This is a genomic window from Mycobacterium sp., assembly GCF_035653355.1.
Classification (GTDB): domain Bacteria; phylum Actinomycetota; class Actinomycetes; order Mycobacteriales; family Mycobacteriaceae; genus Mycobacterium.
The window spans coordinates 1-19,251 of record NZ_DASRBZ010000171.1 but is presented as its reverse complement, the minus strand read 5'-3'; the positions used below and the strand labels follow the sequence as shown (position 1 = coordinate 19,251).

Below are 19,251 nucleotides of genomic sequence, written 5' to 3'. Positions count from 1 at the left end.
TGCCGAGCTGGTGGTGTCCGACAACGGTCCGGGGATCCCGCCGCACGAGCGCAGCCTGGTATTCGAGCGGTTCTTCCGCTCGGCGTCCGCGCGGGCGATGCCCGGATCAGGGCTGGGCCTCGCGATCGTCAAGCAGGTGGTACTTAAACACGGGGGCGCGCTGCGGGTGGAAGATACCGTGCCGGGCGGTCAGCCCCCGGGCACGTCGATCTATGTGTTGCTTCCCGGGCGTCCGCTACCGGTTGCGGCCCACCCCGCGCCCGCAGCCGACGCCGGTCGCACCGCAGACTCGGGAAACTCTCTGGGTCCCGCGAACGTTGTCTCAGCGGATTCTCAGTCCACCCAGGCAGGGTAGTTGCGGTTACTGTTGAATCCGAAGCCCCATTCACGGAAGAGCGACCCAGCGACATGACGAATCACCCGAGGTATTCGCCACCGCCGCAGCAGCCGGGATACCGTCCAACGCCCAACCAATCGACGGCGCCCGGTTATACCGGCCAAGGCCAGCAGTACGACTGGCGCTACCCGCAGCAGCCCGCCTACCGTCAGCCGTACGGGCCGTTTGGTGGCGCTGGGCAGGGCCCCGCAGTCGGGGCGCCGCCGCCGTCCTACGGTCCTGTGGGCCAAAAACGTTCTCGCGCAGGGCTATTAACGGTCGGCGCGCTAGCCATCGCGGTGGTGTCAGCCGGCATCGGCGGGGGAGTGGCGTCGGTGGTCGAACAGGGCCGGCAGCCGGCAGGCAGCGCAGCGGGCACGATCGGGGGCGGCGCCGCTCCCAGCGTGCCCGCGGCCAACGCGCCGGCGGGTGCCGTAGAGCAGGTCGCCGCCAAGGTAGTGCCCAGCGTGGTGATGCTCGAGACAGACCTGGGCAGGCAGTCCGAAGAGGGCTCGGGCATCGTTTTGTCCCCCGATGGGACGATCCTGACCAACAATCACGTCGTCGCCGCTGCCGCCAAGGGCGGGCGCGATGGCGCGCCGCCCGGCGCGCTGAAAACCACGGTGACTTTTTCTGACGGCCGCACCGCGCCGTTCACGGTGGTCGGAAGCGACCCGACCAGTGACATTGCAGTGGTCCGCGTTCAGGGCATGTCGGGACTGAAGCCCATCACGCTCGGGTCCTCGGCGAACCTGCGAGTCGGTCAACCCGTGGTGGCGGTCGGTTCCCCGCTGGGACTGGAGGGCACGGTGACGACAGGCATCGTCAGCGCGCTCAACCGGCCAGTGTCCACCACCGGGGAGTCGGCTAATCAGAACACCGTGCTCGACGCGATCCAGACCGACGCCGCGATCAACCCCGGAAACTCCGGCGGTGCGTTGGTGAACATGAACGGCGACTTGATCGGCGTCAACTCGGCGATCGCCACCCTCGGCGCTGACTCGGCCGACGCGCAAAGCGGCTCCATCGGTCTGGGCTTTGCCATTCCGATCGATCAGGCCAAGCGCATTGCCGATGAGCTGATCAGCACCGGCACGGCGGCACATGCCTCGCTGGGTGTGCAGGTGACCAGTGACAAGGACACGCCAGGCGCCAAGGTGGTCGAGGTGGTGCCCGACGGAGCGGCGGCCAGTGCCGGGCTGCCTAAAGGGGTCACCGTCACCAAAGTCAACGACCGCCCCATCAACAGCGCCGACGCGCTCGTCGCCGCCATTCGGTCGAAGGCGCCGGGGGACAAGGTGACCCTGACCTACCAGGATCCCGGCGGCAAGCGGACCGTGCAGGTCACACTCGGTAAGGCGGAACAGTGATCAGAGTCGCCGGGTCGTCGTCAGACCCCAGATATACGGTGGCAACTATGGAACAGAGTGCGGAGATCGTCGGCAGGGCACTGGTCGTGGTGGTCGACGACCGCACCGCGCACGGCGACGAGGACCACAGCGGCCCGTTGGTGACCGAATTGCTCAACGAGGCGGGGTTCGTCGTGGACGGAGTGGTGGCCGTCGCCGCCGACGAGGTGGAGATCCGCAACGCGTTGAACACCGCGGTGATCGGCGGCGTGGACCTGGTGGTCTCGGTCGGCGGCACCGGTGTCACCCCTCGCGACGTCACCCCAGAAGCCACCCGCGACATTCTCGACCGCGAAATCCTTGGCATCGCAGAAGCTATCCGCGCATCGGCGCTGTCCGCCGGCATCGTCGACGCCGGGCTGTCGCGCGGTCTGGCCGGGATATCGGGCAGCACGCTCGTGGTCAACCTCGCCGGATCGCGATATGCCGTGCGAGACGGCATGGCCACGCTCAACCCGCTGGCGGCGCAGATCATCGGTCAACTGTCGAGTCTGGAAATTTAACTCCGGCTCCGAGCGGCTGGCCATGGCCGCACTGGCCGGTGTCACGGCGCGGTCAACCCTCAATCACTAATTGCCATGAACCGCGCAAATTGCGTGCTCGGGGACATACCGTTCTTCGCGGTGGCGTCACGTCGCCGTGCTCATTGGTGCTGACGGGAGGTGTCCGGCGTGTTCAAAGGATTCAAGAATTTCGTGATGCGCGGTGACGTGATCACCGTGGCCGTCGGCCTGGTTGTGGCCTTGGCCTTTTCGAACCTGGTCAAAGCCTTCACCGACAGCGTGATCAATCCGCTCGTCGCGGCCGCGCAACCGCATGCCACCTTCGGGTTGGGCTGGCAACTCGGCACGGCCGGCAACAAGGCGACCTTCGTCGACCTCGGGGCGTTCATCTCGGCGATCATCTACTTCCTCGTCTTCGTGTCCGTCGTGTACTTCGCGATCGTGGTGCCCTACCGGCATATCCAGAAGCGCCGCGGGGTCACGGTGTTCGGCGAGGAGCCGGCGACCAAGGCGTGCCAGCAATGCATGTCCGACATTCCTGAGGCGGCCAAGAAGTGCAAGTACTGTGCCACCGAGCAGGCCGCGCCGAGCGGCGGACAAGCGGTCAGTGCAGGGTGAGCGTCACCGTCTGAACCAACGCGGCGCCGGCCACCGCGTGCGCCGTGCGGGCAGGCAAGGCGACCAGCACGACTCGATCGTCGTTGCCGGCCTGCGCCTTGGGCTTTGCCGACACGAGAATCACGACGGCATCGGTTGCTACGACGCGGGGAGCGTCCTTCGCGTCCGCCTCGGCCGCCAAGATGTCCACAACGTCACCGGGGCGAACCAGGTCGATCAGTGCGGGATCCGCCGGATGCAGCGGCACGATCCGCGCACCCGGGCCAGCTGCCGATTCGGCCAGCCGGCCGCCAAGTAACCGGACATCGGTCAGTACCTCGCCGCGCCGTGTCGGGCCGGCTAGCGTCGAACCGATCACACGGCCCAGCTCAGGCTGCGATCCATCGGGAATTGTTGTGGCGAGCCGCTTTTCGAGCCGGACGTCGTCGGCGGCCAACGCAACGCCTGGGCTGAGGTCGCGTGCGGCGACGACGACGTCCGCACGGTCACCGTCGGGGTTCGACCGCATGGCCGCGATGCCGGCCAGCACCACCAATGCAGCGGCGGCAACGCGGCGGGCCAGGACAGTGCGGGTCCAGTCGGGACGCAGTGCTTGTGTGAGCTGGGTCAGCAGCGATGGGTTCAGCGACTCCCGCATGCCGTAACGCTAGGTGCGAGAGATCAGCGGGACTGCCGGTCGCGGCCCCTGTCTGTGGATAACCGCCTAGGCCGCCGCTGTGCTGGAGGATGCGGTCGACTTCTCCGCTGAGCTGCTCTTCCCGCCAGTGCTGTTGTCGCTTGAGCTCTTCTCGCCCGAGCTCTTCTCGCTTGAGCTCTTCTCACCCGAACCGTTGGTCTTCGCGGACTCCCGACTGTCAGTGCGGTAGAAGCCGCTGCCCTTGAACACCACGCCGACGGAGTTGAAGATCTTGCGCAGCCGCCCGGAGCACCGCTGGCAGGTGGTCAGCGCGTCGTCGGTGAAGGCCTGCACAACGTCGAAGCGGTTGTCGCATTCGGTGCACGCGTAGCTGTAGGTCGGCACGGAAACCTCCGAGTGTGATGAGCTTCGTTAGCACTCTACCGTCTCAAGTGCTAGAACCGCTACATTGGCCGCGTCATTCCTGCGCCGTGCAGGGCGATCATCCCGCGCCCGGGTGTGAGGGCATGAGTCATCGGCACGTCGTGCGGTTCGCACGGCAGCTCGTCGACCAGCTCCTCGTCACGCACGACCGCAACCAGATCCGCGTGCGGGTCCCGGCACGCCAGGGAGCGATCGTAGAAGCCGCGGCCCCGGCCCAGGCGAACCCCGCGGCGGTCGACCGCTAGTGCCGGTACCAGCACCAGGCTCGCGTCGGCCAGCGCCGACGCCGGCAGCCACGGCTCGGCCGGTTCGAGTAGACCAAACCGCCCGGCCACCAGTCGGCCGGGCCGGTACTCGCCCCAGCGCAGTGGTATCGGCGTGTCGTCGCTCGTCGTACGCGCGACGGGCAGCAACACCCGGCCTACCCGGCGCAGCAACACGTCGAGCATCTCGATCGACCCAGGCTCTGCGCCCACCGGCACATAGGCACAGATGGTGCCGCTGCCGGTCACCAGCAGCTTTAGGTGCTCGGTGAGCGCGCGGGCCTCGGCAGCGCGGACGTCGTCGGAGACCGAGCGGCGAGCAGCCAGCAGCTGCTCTCGCAACGCTGCCTTGCCGGCGGTCCCCACCCCCCAACGATGACAGCACCAGCTTTCGTACCGCCACACCGGGCCGGGCGGCCTAGTGCGGTTATGGTGTGACGCATGGCGCGCGCATACGTTCCCCGCACGGCGGTGGTACCCGCGGCCGGCTTGGGCACCCGGTTTTTGCCGACCACCAAAACGGTGCCCAAAGAGCTACTGCCGGTAGTCGACACCCCGGGCATCGAGCTGGTCGCCGCCGAGGCGGCCGAGGCCGGTGCCGAACGCCTGGTGATCATCACCTCGCAGGGCAAAGACAGCGTGGTCGCGCATTTCGTCGAGGATCTGGTGCTGGAGGGCACGCTCGAGGCCCGCGGCAAGAAGGACATGCTCGACAAGGTTCGCCGGGCCCCGCAGCTGATCAAGGTCGCGTCGGTGGTGCAAGATCAGCCGCTCGGCTTGGGCCACGCCATCAGCTGTGTGGAGTCGGTGTTGTCGGCCGACGAGGACGCAATTGCGGTGCTGCTGCCCGACGACTTGGTGTTGCCCATTGGTGTGCTGGAGACCATGTCGAAGGTGCGGGCTGAACATGGCGGCAGCGTGTTGTGCGCGATCGAGGTCTCGCTGGAGGAGACCAGCGCATATGGGGTCTTCGACGTCGAGCCGGTGGCCAACGCCGGCAAGGACGTACTCAAGGTCAATGGGATGGTCGAAAAACCCAAGCCGGAGGAGGCTCCGTCGAGGTTTGCGGCCGCCGGCCGCTACGTGCTCGACCGCGCCATCTTCGATGCGCTGCGCCACACCGAGCGCGGCGCCGGCGGCGAGGTGCAGCTCACCGATGCGATCGCGCTGCTGATCAAGGAAGGCCATCCCGTGCACGTCGTGGTGCATCGCGGGTCTCGACACGACCTGGGAAATCCCGGCGGCTACCTCAAGGCTGCGGTTGACTTTGCACTGGACCGTGACGACTACGGCCCGGACTTGCGGGAATGGTTGGTGGCGCGGTTGGGCCCGACCGAGCGCTAGCGACGTTTCGGGCGCCGAATGTGCCCGAGAGAAGCCGGGCAACCGGATCGGTCCGTGAACTTCTAAAAGCTTGGAAGGCGTGCCGTGCGTTCTGTGGAGGAACAGCAAGCCCGGGTGTCGGCGGCCGCGGTGGCGCCCAGGCCGATCCGGGTCGCAATCGCGGAGGCGCAAGGCCTGATGTGCGCCGAGGAAGTGGTGACCGAACGCCCACTCCCCGGCTTCGACCAGGCCGCGATCGACGGCTACGCGGTACGCAGTGTCGACGTGCTCAGTGCCGCCGACACTGAGTCACCCGACGGCGAGGGTGGGGAAGCAAGCCTGCCGGTCATGGGCACGATCGAAGCCGGTGCCCGCACGGCCGGAAGGCTGCAGCCCCGCCAGGCCGTTCGGGTGCAGACCGGAGCGCCGCTGCCCACTTTGGCCGACGCGGTGCTGCCGTTGCACTGGACCGACGGCGGACAGTCGCGGGTACGGGTGCTGCGTGGCGTGCGGTCGGGTGCCTATGTGCGCCGAACCGGCGATGACGTGCAGCCTGGTGACGTCGCCGTGCGAGCCGGGACGATCATCGGCCCCGCCCAGGTGGGGTTGCTGGCGGCGGTGGGCCGCGAACGCGTGCTGGTCCACCCGCGGCCGCGCCTGTCGGTGATGGCGGTCGGCGGCGAACTGGTCGATATCTCGCGCACGCCCGGGCCGGGGCAGGTTTACGACGTCAACTCCTACGCTCTGGCGGCAGCCGGCCGCGACGCCGGCGCCGAGGTGAACCGCATCGGCATCGTCAGCAGCGATCCCAAGCAACTCCGCGATGCCGTCGAGGGTCAGATCAACCGCGCGGAGATTGTCGTCATCGCCGGTGCGGTGGGCGGTGCGGCCGCGGAGGCGGTGTGCAAAGTGCTCTCGGAGCTCGGCGAAATGGAAGTCACCCGCGTGGCCATGCACCCGGGATCCGTTCAGGGCTTCGGTCAGCTGGGCCGCGAGGGGGTGCCGACGTTTCTGCTGCCGGCCAACCCGGTTAGCGCGCTGGTGGTCTTCGAGGTGATGGTGCGGCCGTTGATCCGGCTCTCGTTGGGCAAGCGACAGCCGATGCGTCGGGTGGTGCAGGCCCGGACGCTGTCCCCTATCACGTCGGTGCGGGGGCGCAAAGGTTATCTGCGCGGTCAGCTGATGCGCGATCAGGACTCCGGCGATTATCTGGTGCAGGCTCTCGGCGGCGCCCCAGGCGCCTCATCACATTTGCTGGCGACGCTGGCTGAGGCAAACTGTCTAGTGATGGTTCCCAGCGATGCCGAGCAGATCCGCACCGGCGAGATCGTCGATGTTGCCTTCCTGGCTCAGCGAGGCTGATCGGGGACACTCCCGTGAACCTGTGGCGCACCAGCTTCCGTCATCCCGGGTGGCCGATGGTCGTCGGGCCACTGCGGGTTCCGGCTGGCGTCATCCGCCTGCGGCCGGTGCGCATGCGCGATGCCGCGCAGTGGAGCCGCATCCGGTTGACTGACCGCGCTCATCTGGAGCCGTGGGAGCCCAGCGCCGGTGCGGATTGGACTGTCCGTCATGCGGTTTCGTCGTGGCCGGCGGTGTGCTCGAGTCTGCGTTCTGAGGCCCGCAAAGGCCGGATGCTGCCGTACGCGATCGAGCTGGACGGGGAATTCTGCGGTCAGCTGACTATCGGCAACGTTATTCACGGGGCATTGCGGTCGGCATGGATCGGCTATTGGGTGTCTAGCTCAGCGACGGGCGGGGGAGTGGCTACCGGAGCGTTGGCGTTGGGGCTCGACCACTGCTTCGGCCCTGTGGCATTGCACCGCGTGGAGGCCACCGTGCGCCCGGAGAATGTGGCCAGCCGGGCAGTGCTGGCCAAAGTCGGATTCCGGGAAGAGGGCCTGCTGCGGCGCTACCTCGAGGTGGATGGGGCCTGGCGCGACCACTTGTTGATGGGACTGACCGTCGAAGACGTGTACGGGACGGTGACCTCGACGCTCGTCCGGGACGGACATGCGAGCTGGGCCTAGCGCGCCATCGGGTTCGAAAGGCGCTAATCCTTGGAGTAGCGGAAGTGCAACTGGCCAGCGCCTAGGAGCTCTCGGCCGGAAACGGGCCGGTCTACGGTGTTACAAAAGTGACATTTGTGGTTTGCGGTGCTTGTAATGAGCAAATTACAGGTGTGTAATTGTCCTGGCCGGCTGCGCTTGTGCCGGGAAAGGAGCAGGTCACATGCCAAGCATCCCGCAATCTTTGCTGTGGATTTCGTTGGTGGTGCTGTGGCTGTTCGTGTTGGTCCCCATGCTGATCAGCAAGCGGGATGCGGTACGGCGCACCAGCGATGTGGCATTGGCGACCCGGGTGCTCAACAGCGCCGCCGGCGCGCGGCTGCTGAGACGCACTGGGCCCGCGGCGGGGCATCGCAGCGATCCCGACTGGCAACCACAGGAAAGCTCCGATCTCGACGACCTCGAGGACGAGGACGATTTACCCCAGACACAACCGGTGGCCCAGGCGGATCTCGAATCCACCGACGCCGACGACGAGGACTCGGCGGCGCATCCCATAGAAAGTGCGGCCGAGGAAGCCGAGGCCGAGCTAGTTGCCGAGGAGCAGACCGCTGCTGCTGAGATGGGCGAAGCGGAAGCTGAACCCAACGATCCTGACGAGGTAGATGAGGACCCCGACGAGGACGCCGCTCAATACGAGTATGTGGACGACACGTCCGGTATCGAGATCGCGGCTGAACCGTCGCCGGCGCCCACTCCGGTGACGGCGCGGCGTCGTCGATACGAATCGAAGACCTCCGCCGCTGTCAGTGCCCGCAAATACCGTTTCCGCAAACGGATGGTTATGACGCTGTCGCTCTGCATGCTGGCCACGGCATTGGTGGCGTACTTGGTGACGCCGACTGCGTGGTGGGCCTGCGGGGGCGCCGGTAGTGTGACCGTGCTCTATTTGGCCTACCTGCGCAGGCAGACCCGGATTGAGCAGCGGCTGCGGCTTCGGCGGATGCAGCGAGTCGCGCGGTCGAGGCTGGGCGTGGAGAACGCCTACGACCGCGAGTTCGACGTAATACCGGCGCGGCTGCGGCGCCCGGGCGCGGTGGTGCTGGAGATCGACGACGAAGACCCGATCTTTGAGCACCTCGACTATGCGTCGCTGGCGCGCCACTACGACCTGCCCCGGGCGGCCGGTCAGTAGCGCCGCGGGTTTTAGCTGCCGGCGCCGTGGCTGGTAGCCTGCTAGCGGCTAGGGGCTATGGCGCAGTTGGTAGCGCGACTCGTTCGCATCGAGTAGGTCAGGGGTTCGAATCCCCTTAGCTCCACCAGCGAAAACCCAGCTAGATGGTTCGATGCGGTTAGCTGGCTTCGGTCTTGGAATTGGCCGGTACGCAGTCAGTACGCAGCAGATCGAATCGCCGCGTCCAGTTTGCACGCCACACTGTCCAGATCGTCGTCGAACAGATCGGCATACACGTCCAATGTCATCGACGCCTTGGCGTGGCCGAGCATCCTTTGCAGCGCCTTCACATTCGCGCCCGCCGACACCGCCAGGCTGGCCGCGGTGTGGCGCAAGTCGTGCGGAGTGATGGTCGGGAAAGTGTCGTCGCCCACCTGGCACTTCTCGACCGCCGGCGCGAACACCCGGGCCCGCCAGTTGGAGTTCCGTAGCACCCCGCCGCGCATGTCGGTGAACACCAGCGCGTCGCGGCTCTTGCCCACCATCAGCGCCGCCAGCTCATCGGCCAGCACAGCCGGGAACGGAACCGACCGACGCTCATGGGTCTTGCCAGGGGTCCACACCAGCCCACCCGATTCGGTGACCGACCGCGACACGTTGACGCGGCGTCGCAGCATGTCGAAATCCTGTACACGCAGTGCTGCCATCTCGCCCCACCGCAGGCCGGTGTACGCCAGGAAGCGGACCACAGTTGGGTCTCGGTCCACCGCTGCGGCGAGCGCGACCACCTGGCCGTGCGTCAGGTACCCGCGATCAGAGTGCGGACGCTTGGGCAGCTTCACCCCATAACGTGTGGGCCGAATTAGCTGATGAAGCAAAGTGTTTCATTATCTTTATGCCTGAAGAAGACATTAAGCAGTTGACCCTCGCAGCCATTGACGTGGTGTTGCAGGAATACGACGAGACCATAGCCGTGGAAGTGCGATGAGTCCCCCCGAGATCGAATTCGCCCCTCTCACACCGGGTGTCGAGGTACGCAGCAGGGGTGGCCGGGTCTCCGGTGACCAGATTGTGGGCGGATACGCCGCATTGTTTGGCAGTCTGTCGAGGGACTTCGGCGGGTGGAAGGAGCAGGTCGAAAAATCCTTCTTCAATAAGAGTCTGGTTGACACTAGATTTCGTGATGTGGTGGGCAAGTACGAGCATCGCGACCTACTGGCCACCGTGCGTGCAGGCACGTTGGATCTCCAAGTTGATCAGGCCGGTTTGGCGTTCGAAATGAGTGTGCCGCGTGGTCGCGCCGATGTGTACGAACTGGTGGAGCGCGGCGACGTTGCCGGATCGTCGTTCGCCTTCTCCCACGCGCAAGACGAGTGGCGGCATGAGAATGGTTGCGCTGTGCGGCATCTCATCTCCGGAAAGTTGCTTGACGTTACGATCACCGCGAACGCTGCTTACGAAGCCGCTCATGTTGGTCTGCGATCCCTTGATTCTCTGTCGCGGCAATTGGGAGTTGACCCGAATGATGTATATGACCTGGCACGTCGGAAGGAGCTTCCAAAGCTATTCACACGCACTGACAACCGAGACATCGCTCCGACCCCGGCATTGATTGAGGCACGCAATCGTGGACAGCAGGTCACGCCTAACGATCTGCAACGGCGGTTGGACGAGAACCGGCTGCGCCAGATGGAAGCGAGCGACGAGGACCGACGAGACCTCAACCGGCGCATCGAGGCGAACCGGCGGCGCAGCGAGGCCGCTGAACTCCAAGAGCGGTTGCGCCGCAACACGCAGGCAATGGTCAGCACCATCGCCGAGACCCGCAGCCTGGTTGACGATTACCAGGCCGCACGCATTGCCGCCCTGACAGAGGAACGGGTGCGGACAGCATAATTTTACCCTCGCCCACCGCCGAACATCGCTCAGCGAGGCCGCTGGGCGGCAAATGGACGTGCTCAGCCGCCTGTTCATAGACCTGGACGCCGCTGGGTTCAGCTAAGGTGTCCCGAACGAATCTTTTGGACCTTCGACCTTGTCATCGTTTGCTGCTTCCAAATCCCTTGTACGTGGTAGCGTCCCATGTCCAGCCGGGTAGGTCTTGTAACCGGCGTTGTCTGTCGGAGCTGAGCTTTCCATTGGTGCGGAAACGGCGCTGCACGGCTACCCATCGCCCTAGAGGATAACCATCGACTTCGTAGGCCACTGGGACTCGGGCGTCGCCATAGAGTTGGACATATTCCAGAAGTCGGCTGAAGCTCTTTTCCCAATTCACATCCAGGGTGTTCCACGTCCAGCCTGGCAAGCCCTGCAGTAGGCGCTGTCTATCGGGTTCAAGCCTTCCCTGGGCGTATCGTTTACGTTGCGTGGCAACCCAAACCCCAAGCCGGTAGCCGTCGACCTGATGAGACTTTTCGACTCGGGCGTCACCGTGGTGTTCGACGTAATCCTGCAATCGCCGGAAACCCTCCTCCCAGCCGGAGGCTCGCTTATCCCAGGACCAGCCCGGAAGGGCAATCAATCGGCACCGCCTATCGGGATCAAGCTTCCCCTGGGCTTGGGCGCGTCGTTGCTTAATGACCCACCTTCCCAGTCGGTAACCGTCGACGTTGTAGTCCGATGGGACTCGGACGTCACCATGTTGTTCGACGTATTCCTGCAGTCGCCGGAAGCCCTCCTCCCACTTGGCTTCGAGGGTGTTCCATGTCCAGCCCGCCAGGTCCTGGAGCAGGCGCTGCCTGTCGGAACTAAGTTCTCCCTTTCTGCGGCGTTGAGTCATGACCCACGTCCCAAGTTGGTAGCCATCGATTGTGTAGGACGATGGGACTCGGGCGTCACCATGGTGTTCGACGTATTCCTGCAGTAGCCGGAAGCCCTGTTCCCACTTGGCATCCTGGGCATCCCACGACCAGCCGGGTAGGTCTGCCAACCGGCTCCGCTTATCGGGGTCAAGTGCGCCTTTGTTGTAAGTGCTGCGTTGTACCGTCGCCCATTGTCCAAGTGGGTACCCGTTCACCCGGTACTGCGCGGGTACGCGGGAGTGACCATGCTGCTGGATGTAATCAAGGAGCCTGCTGAAACCTTCCTCCCACAGGTCGCCGATGATGTCCCACGTCCAGCCGGTCAGGTTGGCAAGTCGGCGCTTGCGGTCGGGGTCGAGTGCGCCCCTGTTGCCAAAGCTGCGTTGTATGGCCACCCATTGTCCAAGTGGGTACCCATTTACCCTGTACTTCGCAGGCACGCGGGTGTGACCATTCTCCTCGATGTAATCCAGGAGCCTGTTGAAACCTTCCTCCCACAGGTCGACGTTCACGTCCCACGACCAGCCGGTCAGGTCTTGGAGCCGCCGTTGCCGATCGGCATCAAGCGTGCCTTTGGAGTAGTGGGTGCGTTGGTTACTGATCCAACCACCGAGACGGTAGCCATTGGCTACGTACGACTTTGGGACGCGAGCGTGATTGTTCTGTTGAACAAATTGCTCCAGCAGCCCGAACCAGAACTCCCAAGAGGCGGTGGTCTGCTCGATGATTCGCACTTTGAAGGCGCTGGCGAATTCGCCCCCACAGACGTCGGGGATGTCAACAACCTTAATCTTGGGCGGCAGTCGTAATGAACCACGACTGCCACGAGGTAGGCGCCCGAGCATCCGGCGCAAGTCATCAAGCTGTTGGGCCAAGTCCTCATCGTGCGACCGCAGTGCCAGCAGTACGTCCCAAACCGGTTTGAACGCTGAGTCTTCAAGAATGACATCGGGGTTCGACTCGTCGGTGTCGATGAAAACGGGGATGACGATGGTGCCGAGTGTCTTGCCGTCAGCAAGCCGGATGGCTCGACCGACAGCCTGGGCGATGTCGATGTCTGATCGTTTTGGGTCGATGAAGGCCACGCCGTCAAGGCTGGGGACGTCGATTCCTTCGGTGAGGCAACGCGCATTAGAGATTACCCCGTGCTCGCCATTACCTACATCGCCAAGACGTTGCAGCCTACGCTGGCGCTCCGAGGCAGACATCGTGCCGTCAACATGATCCGTCCACAGCATGCCCTTGGGTCGCTGCCGTGCGGGCATCCAATCGATCACGTCAGGAAACGACGCCTTAAACGCCTTGGCCCCCTTGACGAGCCGGTGGAAAGTAATGACCCGGTGCAGGCCGTACTCGCGCATCGCTTTGGCTAGGCCGATCTGTCCAGCCACCGAGCGAGCGTCCTTCACTTCCTTGCCGTCAATGGTGATGAACCAACCCTTTTCGGCCCAGCCTCGGTAGGTGGCGTTATCGACGCCGATGATGGCGACTTGGTAGTCGGTGAGCAGCTTCCGCTCTATCGCCTCATGAAAAGTCAGGCGGTGGAACACCTTTCCAAACTTGTCCTCGTCGTCCATCGAGGCGAACTCATACCCGGCCTCCTTTGCTGTCTTCAGGACATGAGCCGAGTAGATGCGCGGGGTAGCCGTCATGAACAAGCGGCGGTGAGCCTTGATCTTCTCCTTGTCCAGGATGGTGGCGAACTCCGATGAATGAGAGGCTGCGCAACGGTGTGCTTCGTCGGCGATAGCCAAATCGAAAGCTGGCACGCGACCCAGCTTGAATGCCTTAGCGATTTCCGGTGACGACTGGTAGGTGGCGAACACGACAAGAGGGCCAGAGCGCCGACGCAGAAACGCCGCGATCTTCTCAGGGTCGGTGGTAACCGGCAAGCCCAGGTCGCTCGTGCTCGACACCGGCATGTCGTCGTCCTCTTTGGAAACCGTCTCATCCGAGCACACGGGAAGAAAGTCGAAGTCCACCGTTTTGTTGCGGGTCCACTCGCCGATCGTCTGTTTCATCAGTTGAAGCGAAGGGACCAACACGAGTGTGCGCTGGGCAGCCAGTTTTTCGCGGATGAACAACGCGGTCAGGGTTTTCCCGGTCCCGCACGCCATGATCAGCTTTCCACGGTCGGCCTGCTCGAAACCCTTCACTACGTTGCTCATCGCTTCGCCCTGGTAAGCCCAGTGGCCTTTCGGCTCCTTGGGTGGGAGCCGACGCGCACGCAGATCAGAAGGTGAAGCGGGCCAGGCGATCTCGACAGCATCAAATTCGGTGCGGCCCCGATATCCTACCGGGATTGACTGAGCATTGATCGTGTTTCGGGCGGTGCTTCCTAGTTGCTTGCGGGTCGTCGCCAGAAGCAGACGGTAGGAGAACAAGGGGCGCCCGGTCTTGTCGTCTTTGCGGTTTGACTCCGAGAGGAACGTGTCCACATCGCGCTTCGTGACCGAGTAAGCCGCGTCGTATGCCTTGGCCTGAATCGCCCACAGCGTTCCATCGCGGTGCTGAGCGACGAGGTCGATCCCGGCTTCCTTCTGCGGGTACCAGCGACCAGGCCAGTCCTTCCACAGCCACACGCGGGCAAGCTGACTCGCATAGAACGGATCGTGCTCCAAGTACCACTTACAAACGCGCTCGAACTGCTTGCCCCTGATGTTGTCGTCAGGGTCTAATTTCTCGAAAAGCTCAGTGAAGGCAGCCATCTAATCGGATAGCTCGCCCGAGTCGGGCACGGGGTCTTGCCAGTCATCTGGCGGCTCAATCCGAGCTTTGATGCCCGCGTGGGTTTCGAGCAGGTATAAGAGGTTTGCCCCATCGAATAGCTCGATTGGTTTGCCTTGGGCGAAGTCGTAGGATGCTTTGCCGTATTGGCTTGTCGTGACGAGTATTCCCTTGGACGCACCCTCGTTCTGGAGTGTGCCGTAGAGGTCGCGGACAGCAGAGACGCCAACGGTGTGCTTGTACCGCTTTGCTTGAATTACGACCTTGCCGCCCAAGATGGGGTCAGTGTTGTAGGCGACGCAATCGACGCCGCCATCTCGAGAAGGTCGGGTCTGCCTGGTGTCGAGGCCGATCTTTTCGAAGAGGTTCTGGATGAGCGACTCGAACTGTTGCGGCGTAAGTTCCATCAGGTTTGGCCGGTCGTCCAAACCGCCCAGGGTGTCGGTTTCCGCGATGAATCGCGGGTCCACCATTGAGAAGTCGAGCACCGGACGTACTGGCGATAACTCCGCAGGGCTTTTTGAGACTCCTGCGTTTAGGTGCTTGAGGCAGGCGGCTGGGTCAACCTGGGAGACATCGATATCACTGAAGGTGTCTCGGGTCGTTCGGACAGTGATCAGGCATGGCCTAGTCGGTTTACCGGTGCGCGGATCGATCGTGTCCACAACGCCGTTGAAGACCAGGACGTCGATGTGCTGCTTGATATCAGCGTCGAAGACGCCGGTAAGACAGAGAAGAGTCGTTTGCGCAATTGCGCTGGCATACAGGGCTTTTACCTGCGATAGGGGCCGCGCCGTTTCCGTTACGGTTTCTCGGCTCTTAACGAACCGGTACTGCTTCGCTGTCGGAACGATTCCCACTGAAGGCAACTCATACTCGACCACCAATTGCCGCGAGTCGGGCATGTAGGCAACCTTCGCCTTGGGTTCGATGAAGTCAGGCAGCGGCATTCCCGTGAGCACCGATTCGATGAAAGACGCGATGCCGCCGGGATCTCCGGTGCGGTAGCTCTCGGTCAGGTGTGAGGTGAGTCCGAGGAAATCGCTGTAATCGCGTGGCAGTTGCTGAAGACCTACCCCTAGAAGGTCGTTGAGTGCTTCAACCCGTGACTCGATGTTGCGATTTTGAATCTTGACCTGCGTCTCCACATCGGGCAACTCATAAATATCCCGTTCCAGCACAACATGTTTCGGCCAGCAACTCTTCTGCCATTCGCGTCTTCTCTGAAGCTCGGCAGCCTGTATGCGAGGCAACTGCGCCTTCAGCGTCGCAAGCTCCTGTAAACGCGCCCTTTCCCGTTCGGCATGGTGTTGAACCTCCACCTGGAATCGGTACTGTAATTCCGCCAGCTTCGCTGGGCACTCTGAAAGCGGGGGAAGGGAGGAAGGGGCGAAGAATGGCATTTGCGGCGCGGGCTCGGGCACTTCGAGGTACTTGATTCGGCCCAAGCAGTCGATCGAAGTTCTGCGGGCTTGGTCCGCTGTGTAGATGCTCGTCAGCAGCCTCTGAGCGGAGTCCCATTCGACCGATCTGCTGAAAAAATATTGCCTTCTACGCACTAGATCCGACAGGATCCGCTGCGCATCCAGTTGCTCCGCCCGTCGCCGCCCGCCGTCGAATAGCCCCATAATGGCTGCCCCCGCTAGCTCAAGTCACTGATCACTCAGTCCAAATCTATCGACTGGCCCCGACGAGCGACCAGATTTTCGGTCCCGGGGTCGAACGAAGCTGGCGCATCTGACCGCCACGACCTCAGGCAAGGTCGGCAAGCTCGCCGTTTGATAACCAGCACTGAGCGCGGGCTAAGCGGACTCTACAGTGAGTAGGTCTAGCACGAATTGCTGAAGGTGAGGAATTCTGCGCTGGACTTCCCTAGGGCTGGGCCTCTTGTCCGGATCGGTGCTTCCATGGACAAGAGCACTGCGGCCTGCGTAATTCACTTCAAAGAAGTCTGGCGCAGACTGTCCGTCGTATTGGTCAGTCAACTTCTCGGCCAAGGTTTTGCCGACTTTAGTGATGGTTTCGATCTTTTCAATTTCCAATATCCCGGCGACTCGCTGGCGTGCTTTTCGATTGAATCCATCGGACGCCATCGCCTGTTTACGCAGCAGTTCAAGCAACTCAATCACATTTTCCGCTTTCAACGGCCTTTCGTCCGGTATGAGCGCCTCGACGGCTGTGATGAGCAGTATGTACTTGAGTTCGGGGTTAGCCTGTGCCAGCGCCAGGTGAAAAAGGTTGTACGCCAGTTCTAAGCGCCGAGTCAGCAAGTTCGGGAATTGAGCCTGAACGGTTGGTAAGTCCTGCGTCGTGAAATTATCGAGCCGTATCGGCGGCTGTATCTCTGTCCAGTATTCGACTCTGCCAACGAGTCCTGGCGGTGGACGCGGGATTACTAGTAGACCAGGCACTTCTGGATCCATGGGGCGATCGACATGTCTACGGGGCATGGGCAATGGATTTGGGTCCAAATCCACCGCGATACCAAGTCTTGCGAACGCTATCGAAATATATTGCCTCCATCGTCTGCCAGCTTCAAATGCTGCATCCGACGTTTCGTACTGGATTCCGTCGAGCCTCAGCCAGTCAACATCACTGGTTGGGTCGTGGTTTTTCCAGAGCGTAACCGTCTCCCCTTCGGACTGATGGAGTACCCACTGGTCCTGCTGCTGAGGTTCAAGTTTTCTGTCTCCGACAGTTATTCGGTTGTGAAACCACCAGGGCATGCCCAACATGCTGCCAGTGCAGCACTGCGACTGGTAGCCGAGATCCCTGTACGGACGCCCGCTCACCCGATAGATTGATGAGCTATGGAAGTGCCCGTCAAAGTTCTCTACCGAACGGAGACCCCGTGGTGGGAGAAGCTGCGAGTCTGGACGGAATTTCCGGTCGCCTTCCCGTCCTGCGGGCACATCGAGTGCCTGCTGTCAAAACTGTTGTCCGAGTTGACCACTGCCGATCCCAGCGAACAGTGGGCGGTCAAGTACCGCCAGGACTACCACCGTTCGCTACGGGTCGGCGGCGCGGTGCTGGTCGGTGAGACAGCCTGGGCGCTGGAGCCATCCGGCTGGGCACAGGTCTCGTTGCAGGCCGACGAGGTTGTGGTGGTCGGTGGTCTTACGCGGATGCGTGAACGCCAGTCCTGCGTGAACCGGTGGCACGGCAACTGGCAAGCCGCGATGGCGGCGGATGTGGCCGGGAGGGCCGCTGAATTGCGTAACTCCACTACCCCTGTAATTCGTTCTGTCGCACAGCTTCCGCCGCATCCTCACGCCTCAAGCTGAAGTGTTCTTCCGCCAATCTCATATGCCCATCGCGCAGTAGATTGAGGTCTTTCCACAACGTCCTGATCGTCTCGGTGTCGGGGGCGCGATTCTGTGCGATTGGCCTCGTGAGGCTGGGCAGTCCTTCTTCGGACATCGTTTTGAGGCCCGTGTTGATGTCTTTCACGGCGCTCTGCAGCGGTGTGCCGCGAAGTATCAATCGGGCGCGGAATAGCGGGGGCTGAGTCGCAATTAGCCACTGGGCGAAGAAGTCTTGGATGCGTTCGACAAGTTCCTCCGCGTAGGTCTTGCTGTCCTGCAACCCGCTAGGCGTGTACTGCTGGAAAAAATCACGCGTCCCATCGATGTTGTCCATCTCTTGAATGAAAACCATGTAGGTCGGACCGGCGCTGACAATTGCGCCCCACAGATCACTCAGCGCATCGATGCATTCCCGCCGCCTGCTAATCTCGTGGTCAACGAGCCGCTCAAACTGCAATCGAATCGTCTCGTCCCTCGAATCCTTGGCCTGCTGCTGCGCGATCCCGGCTTGCCGCTGCGCGATGATCGCCTGGCGCAGTGCGACCACGACGGCGGCGGTCGTTGCGATACCCGCCACCCATTCGGACAGCGGACCGAACTGGGACGCGCCCCACTGTGCCCCGACACCGAACCCCACAGCGAGGATCAAGAGCAGGGCCACGCCGATGGCCACGGCAATAAGCCATGAGAAGTGCCAGCCGCCGTCGTGGCGGGGGCGGGGAGCGGTCATGTCGGCCAGTGAATCAGGGTTCGGTTGCGTCGCCGCCGAGCGACACGCGGCGCGGGCAACAGGCGGCGGCGAGGCAAAAGGAGCGGTTGCTGGTTGCGTCTGCCGTCGAGTGTTGTTTGCTAACGCACTGCTCGAATCGCCCCGGCCCGCAGCCCGGCCCGCAGTAAATCGTCGCCAAGTTTTAGACCGATTTTGTTGGCCAACAGTTCCAACCGTCCTGACCTGCAACGATGCAGCACGCCAACGGAGCTTCGGTCAGCAAACGCCCAGGTAGGCATTTTTCGACTCGTTCGCATCGAGTAGGTCAGGGGTTCGAATCCCCTTAGCTCCACAATGTGCTCAGCATGCCTATGCGCTGACCATTGATGCCCCGCAGCCCGGTTTCTAAGCAGTGGTTGCCGCTATCGCGTCGATCACCACGTCCGGCTTGGCAAGGGCGACAAAGGTTTTAGCGTCAGGCACCTCGATCAGCTTCCCGTTGCTGAATAACCCAGCCAGGCGTCGGCCCAGGTCCGGGGTGAAGCAGCGGTCCCGCTGGCCCCACACCAGGGTGACCGGCTTGGTGAACTCGGGTAGGCGGGTGGCCACGTCGGTGAGATCGGCGGTGGCCACTTGACGCAGCAGCGCCGCCAGGTCGCGGCAGATGCGTGAGTCGTTGAGGCAGGGCTGCAGCCAGGCGGCGGTGAGTTGCGGGTCGGGCTGGTCAATCAGCAGGCCGAAGCCGAGCGGCGAGTGACGCAGCGCCCGCAACCGCAGTTGTCCGAAGAGCGACTTGATCGAGATCGGGCCGCGAAGTAACCCGAACACGACGTCGAACGGGAACGGCGGGCACTTGTCGAACGCGTCGCAGTTGGTCAGCACCAAGCGGCCAATCCGGTCCGGATAGGCGTCGACGACCAATTGGCAAATCCCACCTCCGGTGTCGCTGCCGACCAGCGTCACATCGGAAAGAT

At 63.0% G+C, this 19,251-nt stretch carries 19 protein-coding genes and 2 tRNA genes; 12 read left to right on the top strand and 9 right to left on the bottom strand.

The features are described from left to right. The 4 genes from VFA16_RS05620 to VFA16_RS05605 all read left to right on the top strand — a co-directional run. A partial coding sequence (locus VFA16_RS05620; RefSeq protein ID WP_324966867.1) for a sensor histidine kinase occupies positions 1–355 on the top strand: 355 nt, incomplete at its 5' end. Positions 356–408: 53 nt separating this feature from the next. After that, positions 409–1,746, top strand: coding sequence for a S1C family serine protease (locus VFA16_RS05615; protein ID WP_324966866.1), 1,338 nt, complete (start codon positions 409–411; stop codon positions 1,744–1,746). 47 nt (positions 1,747–1,793) lie between these two features. Then, positions 1,794–2,288: a MogA/MoaB family molybdenum cofactor biosynthesis protein gene (locus tag VFA16_RS05610; RefSeq protein ID WP_324966865.1), complete on the top strand. Its 495-nt coding sequence runs from the start codon at positions 1,794–1,796 to the stop codon at positions 2,286–2,288. Positions 2,289–2,456: 168 nt separating this feature from the next. Then, positions 2,457–2,906, top strand: coding sequence for an MscL family protein (locus tag VFA16_RS05605; protein ID WP_324966864.1), 450 nt, complete (start codon positions 2,457–2,459; stop codon positions 2,904–2,906). Here the strand turns inward: VFA16_RS05605 and VFA16_RS05600 are convergent. The 3 genes from VFA16_RS05600 to VFA16_RS05590 form a co-directional block, all read right to left on the bottom strand. Next, the gene (locus tag VFA16_RS05600) at positions 2,893–3,543 is read right to left on the bottom strand and encodes an SAF domain-containing protein (protein WP_324966863.1); all 651 of its coding nucleotides are present in this window, start codon (positions 3,541–3,543) and stop codon (positions 2,893–2,895) included. The genes VFA16_RS05605 and VFA16_RS05600 overlap by 14 nt on opposite strands. Before the next feature lie 66 nt (positions 3,544–3,609). Next, positions 3,610–3,927 (bottom strand): FmdB family zinc ribbon protein, encoded by a 318-nt coding sequence (locus VFA16_RS05595; RefSeq protein WP_324966862.1) that lies wholly within the window; start codon positions 3,925–3,927, stop codon positions 3,610–3,612. Positions 3,928–3,986: 59 nt separating this feature from the next. Further along, entirely contained in the window at positions 3,987–4,595 is a 609-nt protein-coding gene (locus VFA16_RS05590; protein ID WP_324966861.1) for a 5-formyltetrahydrofolate cyclo-ligase, read from the bottom strand. Between the two features lie 75 nt (positions 4,596–4,670). On the opposite strand from VFA16_RS05590, the gene VFA16_RS05585 reads away from it, so the two are divergent. The 5 genes from VFA16_RS05585 (at position 4,671) to VFA16_RS05565 (ending at position 8,883) form a co-directional block, all read left to right on the top strand. Continuing rightward, positions 4,671–5,573 (top strand): UTP--glucose-1-phosphate uridylyltransferase, encoded by a 903-nt coding sequence (locus tag VFA16_RS05585; RefSeq protein WP_324966860.1) that lies wholly within the window; start codon positions 4,671–4,673, stop codon positions 5,571–5,573. Between the two features lie 84 nt (positions 5,574–5,657). Continuing rightward, the gene (gene glp, locus VFA16_RS05580; protein WP_324966859.1) at positions 5,658–6,914 is read left to right on the top strand and encodes a gephyrin-like molybdotransferase Glp; all 1,257 of its coding nucleotides are present in this window, start codon (positions 5,658–5,660) and stop codon (positions 6,912–6,914) included. A gap of 14 nt (positions 6,915–6,928) precedes the next feature. Beyond that, positions 6,929–7,582: a GNAT family protein gene (locus VFA16_RS05575; RefSeq protein WP_324966858.1), complete on the top strand. Its 654-nt coding sequence runs from the start codon at positions 6,929–6,931 to the stop codon at positions 7,580–7,582. Positions 7,583–7,784: 202 nt separating this feature from the next. After that, entirely contained in the window at positions 7,785–8,756 is a 972-nt protein-coding gene (glpR, locus tag VFA16_RS05570) for a gephyrin-like molybdotransferase receptor GlpR (protein ID WP_324966857.1), read from the top strand. A gap of 51 nt (positions 8,757–8,807) precedes the next feature. Next, positions 8,808–8,883 (top strand) — tRNA-Ala (locus VFA16_RS05565). Between the two features lie 67 nt (positions 8,884–8,950). On the opposite strand, the gene VFA16_RS05560 is transcribed toward VFA16_RS05565, so the two are convergent. Then, positions 8,951–9,577: a site-specific integrase gene (locus tag VFA16_RS05560; protein WP_324966856.1), complete on the bottom strand. Its 627-nt coding sequence runs from the start codon at positions 9,575–9,577 to the stop codon at positions 8,951–8,953. A 142-nt stretch (positions 9,578–9,719) separates the two neighbouring features. Between VFA16_RS05560 and VFA16_RS05555 the strand changes: the two genes are divergently transcribed. Beyond that, positions 9,720–10,631, top strand: a complete 912-nt coding sequence (locus VFA16_RS05555; RefSeq protein ID WP_324966855.1) for an HK97 family phage prohead protease — start codon at positions 9,720–9,722, stop codon at positions 10,629–10,631. Between the two features lie 142 nt (positions 10,632–10,773). Here VFA16_RS05555 and VFA16_RS05550 read toward each other — a convergent pair whose 3' ends face one another. The 3 genes from VFA16_RS05550 to VFA16_RS05540 all read right to left on the bottom strand — a co-directional run bounded on the left by VFA16_RS05550 (position 10,774) and on the right by VFA16_RS05540 (position 16,989). Beyond that, positions 10,774–14,244: a DEAD/DEAH box helicase gene (locus VFA16_RS05550; RefSeq protein ID WP_324966854.1), complete on the bottom strand. Its 3,471-nt coding sequence runs from the start codon at positions 14,242–14,244 to the stop codon at positions 10,774–10,776. After that, entirely contained in the window at positions 14,245–15,711 is a 1,467-nt protein-coding gene (locus tag VFA16_RS05545; protein ID WP_324966853.1) for a restriction endonuclease, read from the bottom strand. A 354-nt stretch (positions 15,712–16,065) separates the two neighbouring features. After that, positions 16,066–16,989: a hypothetical protein gene (locus tag VFA16_RS05540; RefSeq protein ID WP_324966852.1), complete on the bottom strand. Its 924-nt coding sequence runs from the start codon at positions 16,987–16,989 to the stop codon at positions 16,066–16,068. Between the two features lie 84 nt (positions 16,990–17,073). Here VFA16_RS05540 and VFA16_RS05535 point away from each other — a divergent pair, with 84 nt between their 5' ends. Then, a complete protein-coding gene (locus VFA16_RS05535; protein WP_324966851.1) occupies positions 17,074–17,547 on the top strand; it encodes a hypothetical protein in 474 nt (157 codons plus the stop codon). On the opposite strand, the gene VFA16_RS05530 is transcribed toward VFA16_RS05535, so the two are convergent. Then, entirely contained in the window at positions 17,489–18,298 is an 810-nt protein-coding gene (locus VFA16_RS05530; protein WP_324966850.1) for a hypothetical protein, read from the bottom strand. The two genes, VFA16_RS05535 and VFA16_RS05530, sit on opposite strands and share 59 nt — an antisense overlap. Positions 18,299–18,543: 245 nt before the next feature. Here VFA16_RS05530 and VFA16_RS05525 point away from each other — a divergent pair. Then, positions 18,544–18,629: transfer RNA gene (locus tag VFA16_RS05525), tRNA-Ala, on the top strand. A 53-nt stretch (positions 18,630–18,682) separates the two neighbouring features. On the opposite strand, the gene VFA16_RS05520 is transcribed toward VFA16_RS05525, so the two are convergent. After that, a partial coding sequence (locus VFA16_RS05520) for an alpha/beta hydrolase (RefSeq protein ID WP_324966849.1) occupies positions 18,683–19,251 on the bottom strand: 569 nt, incomplete at its 5' end.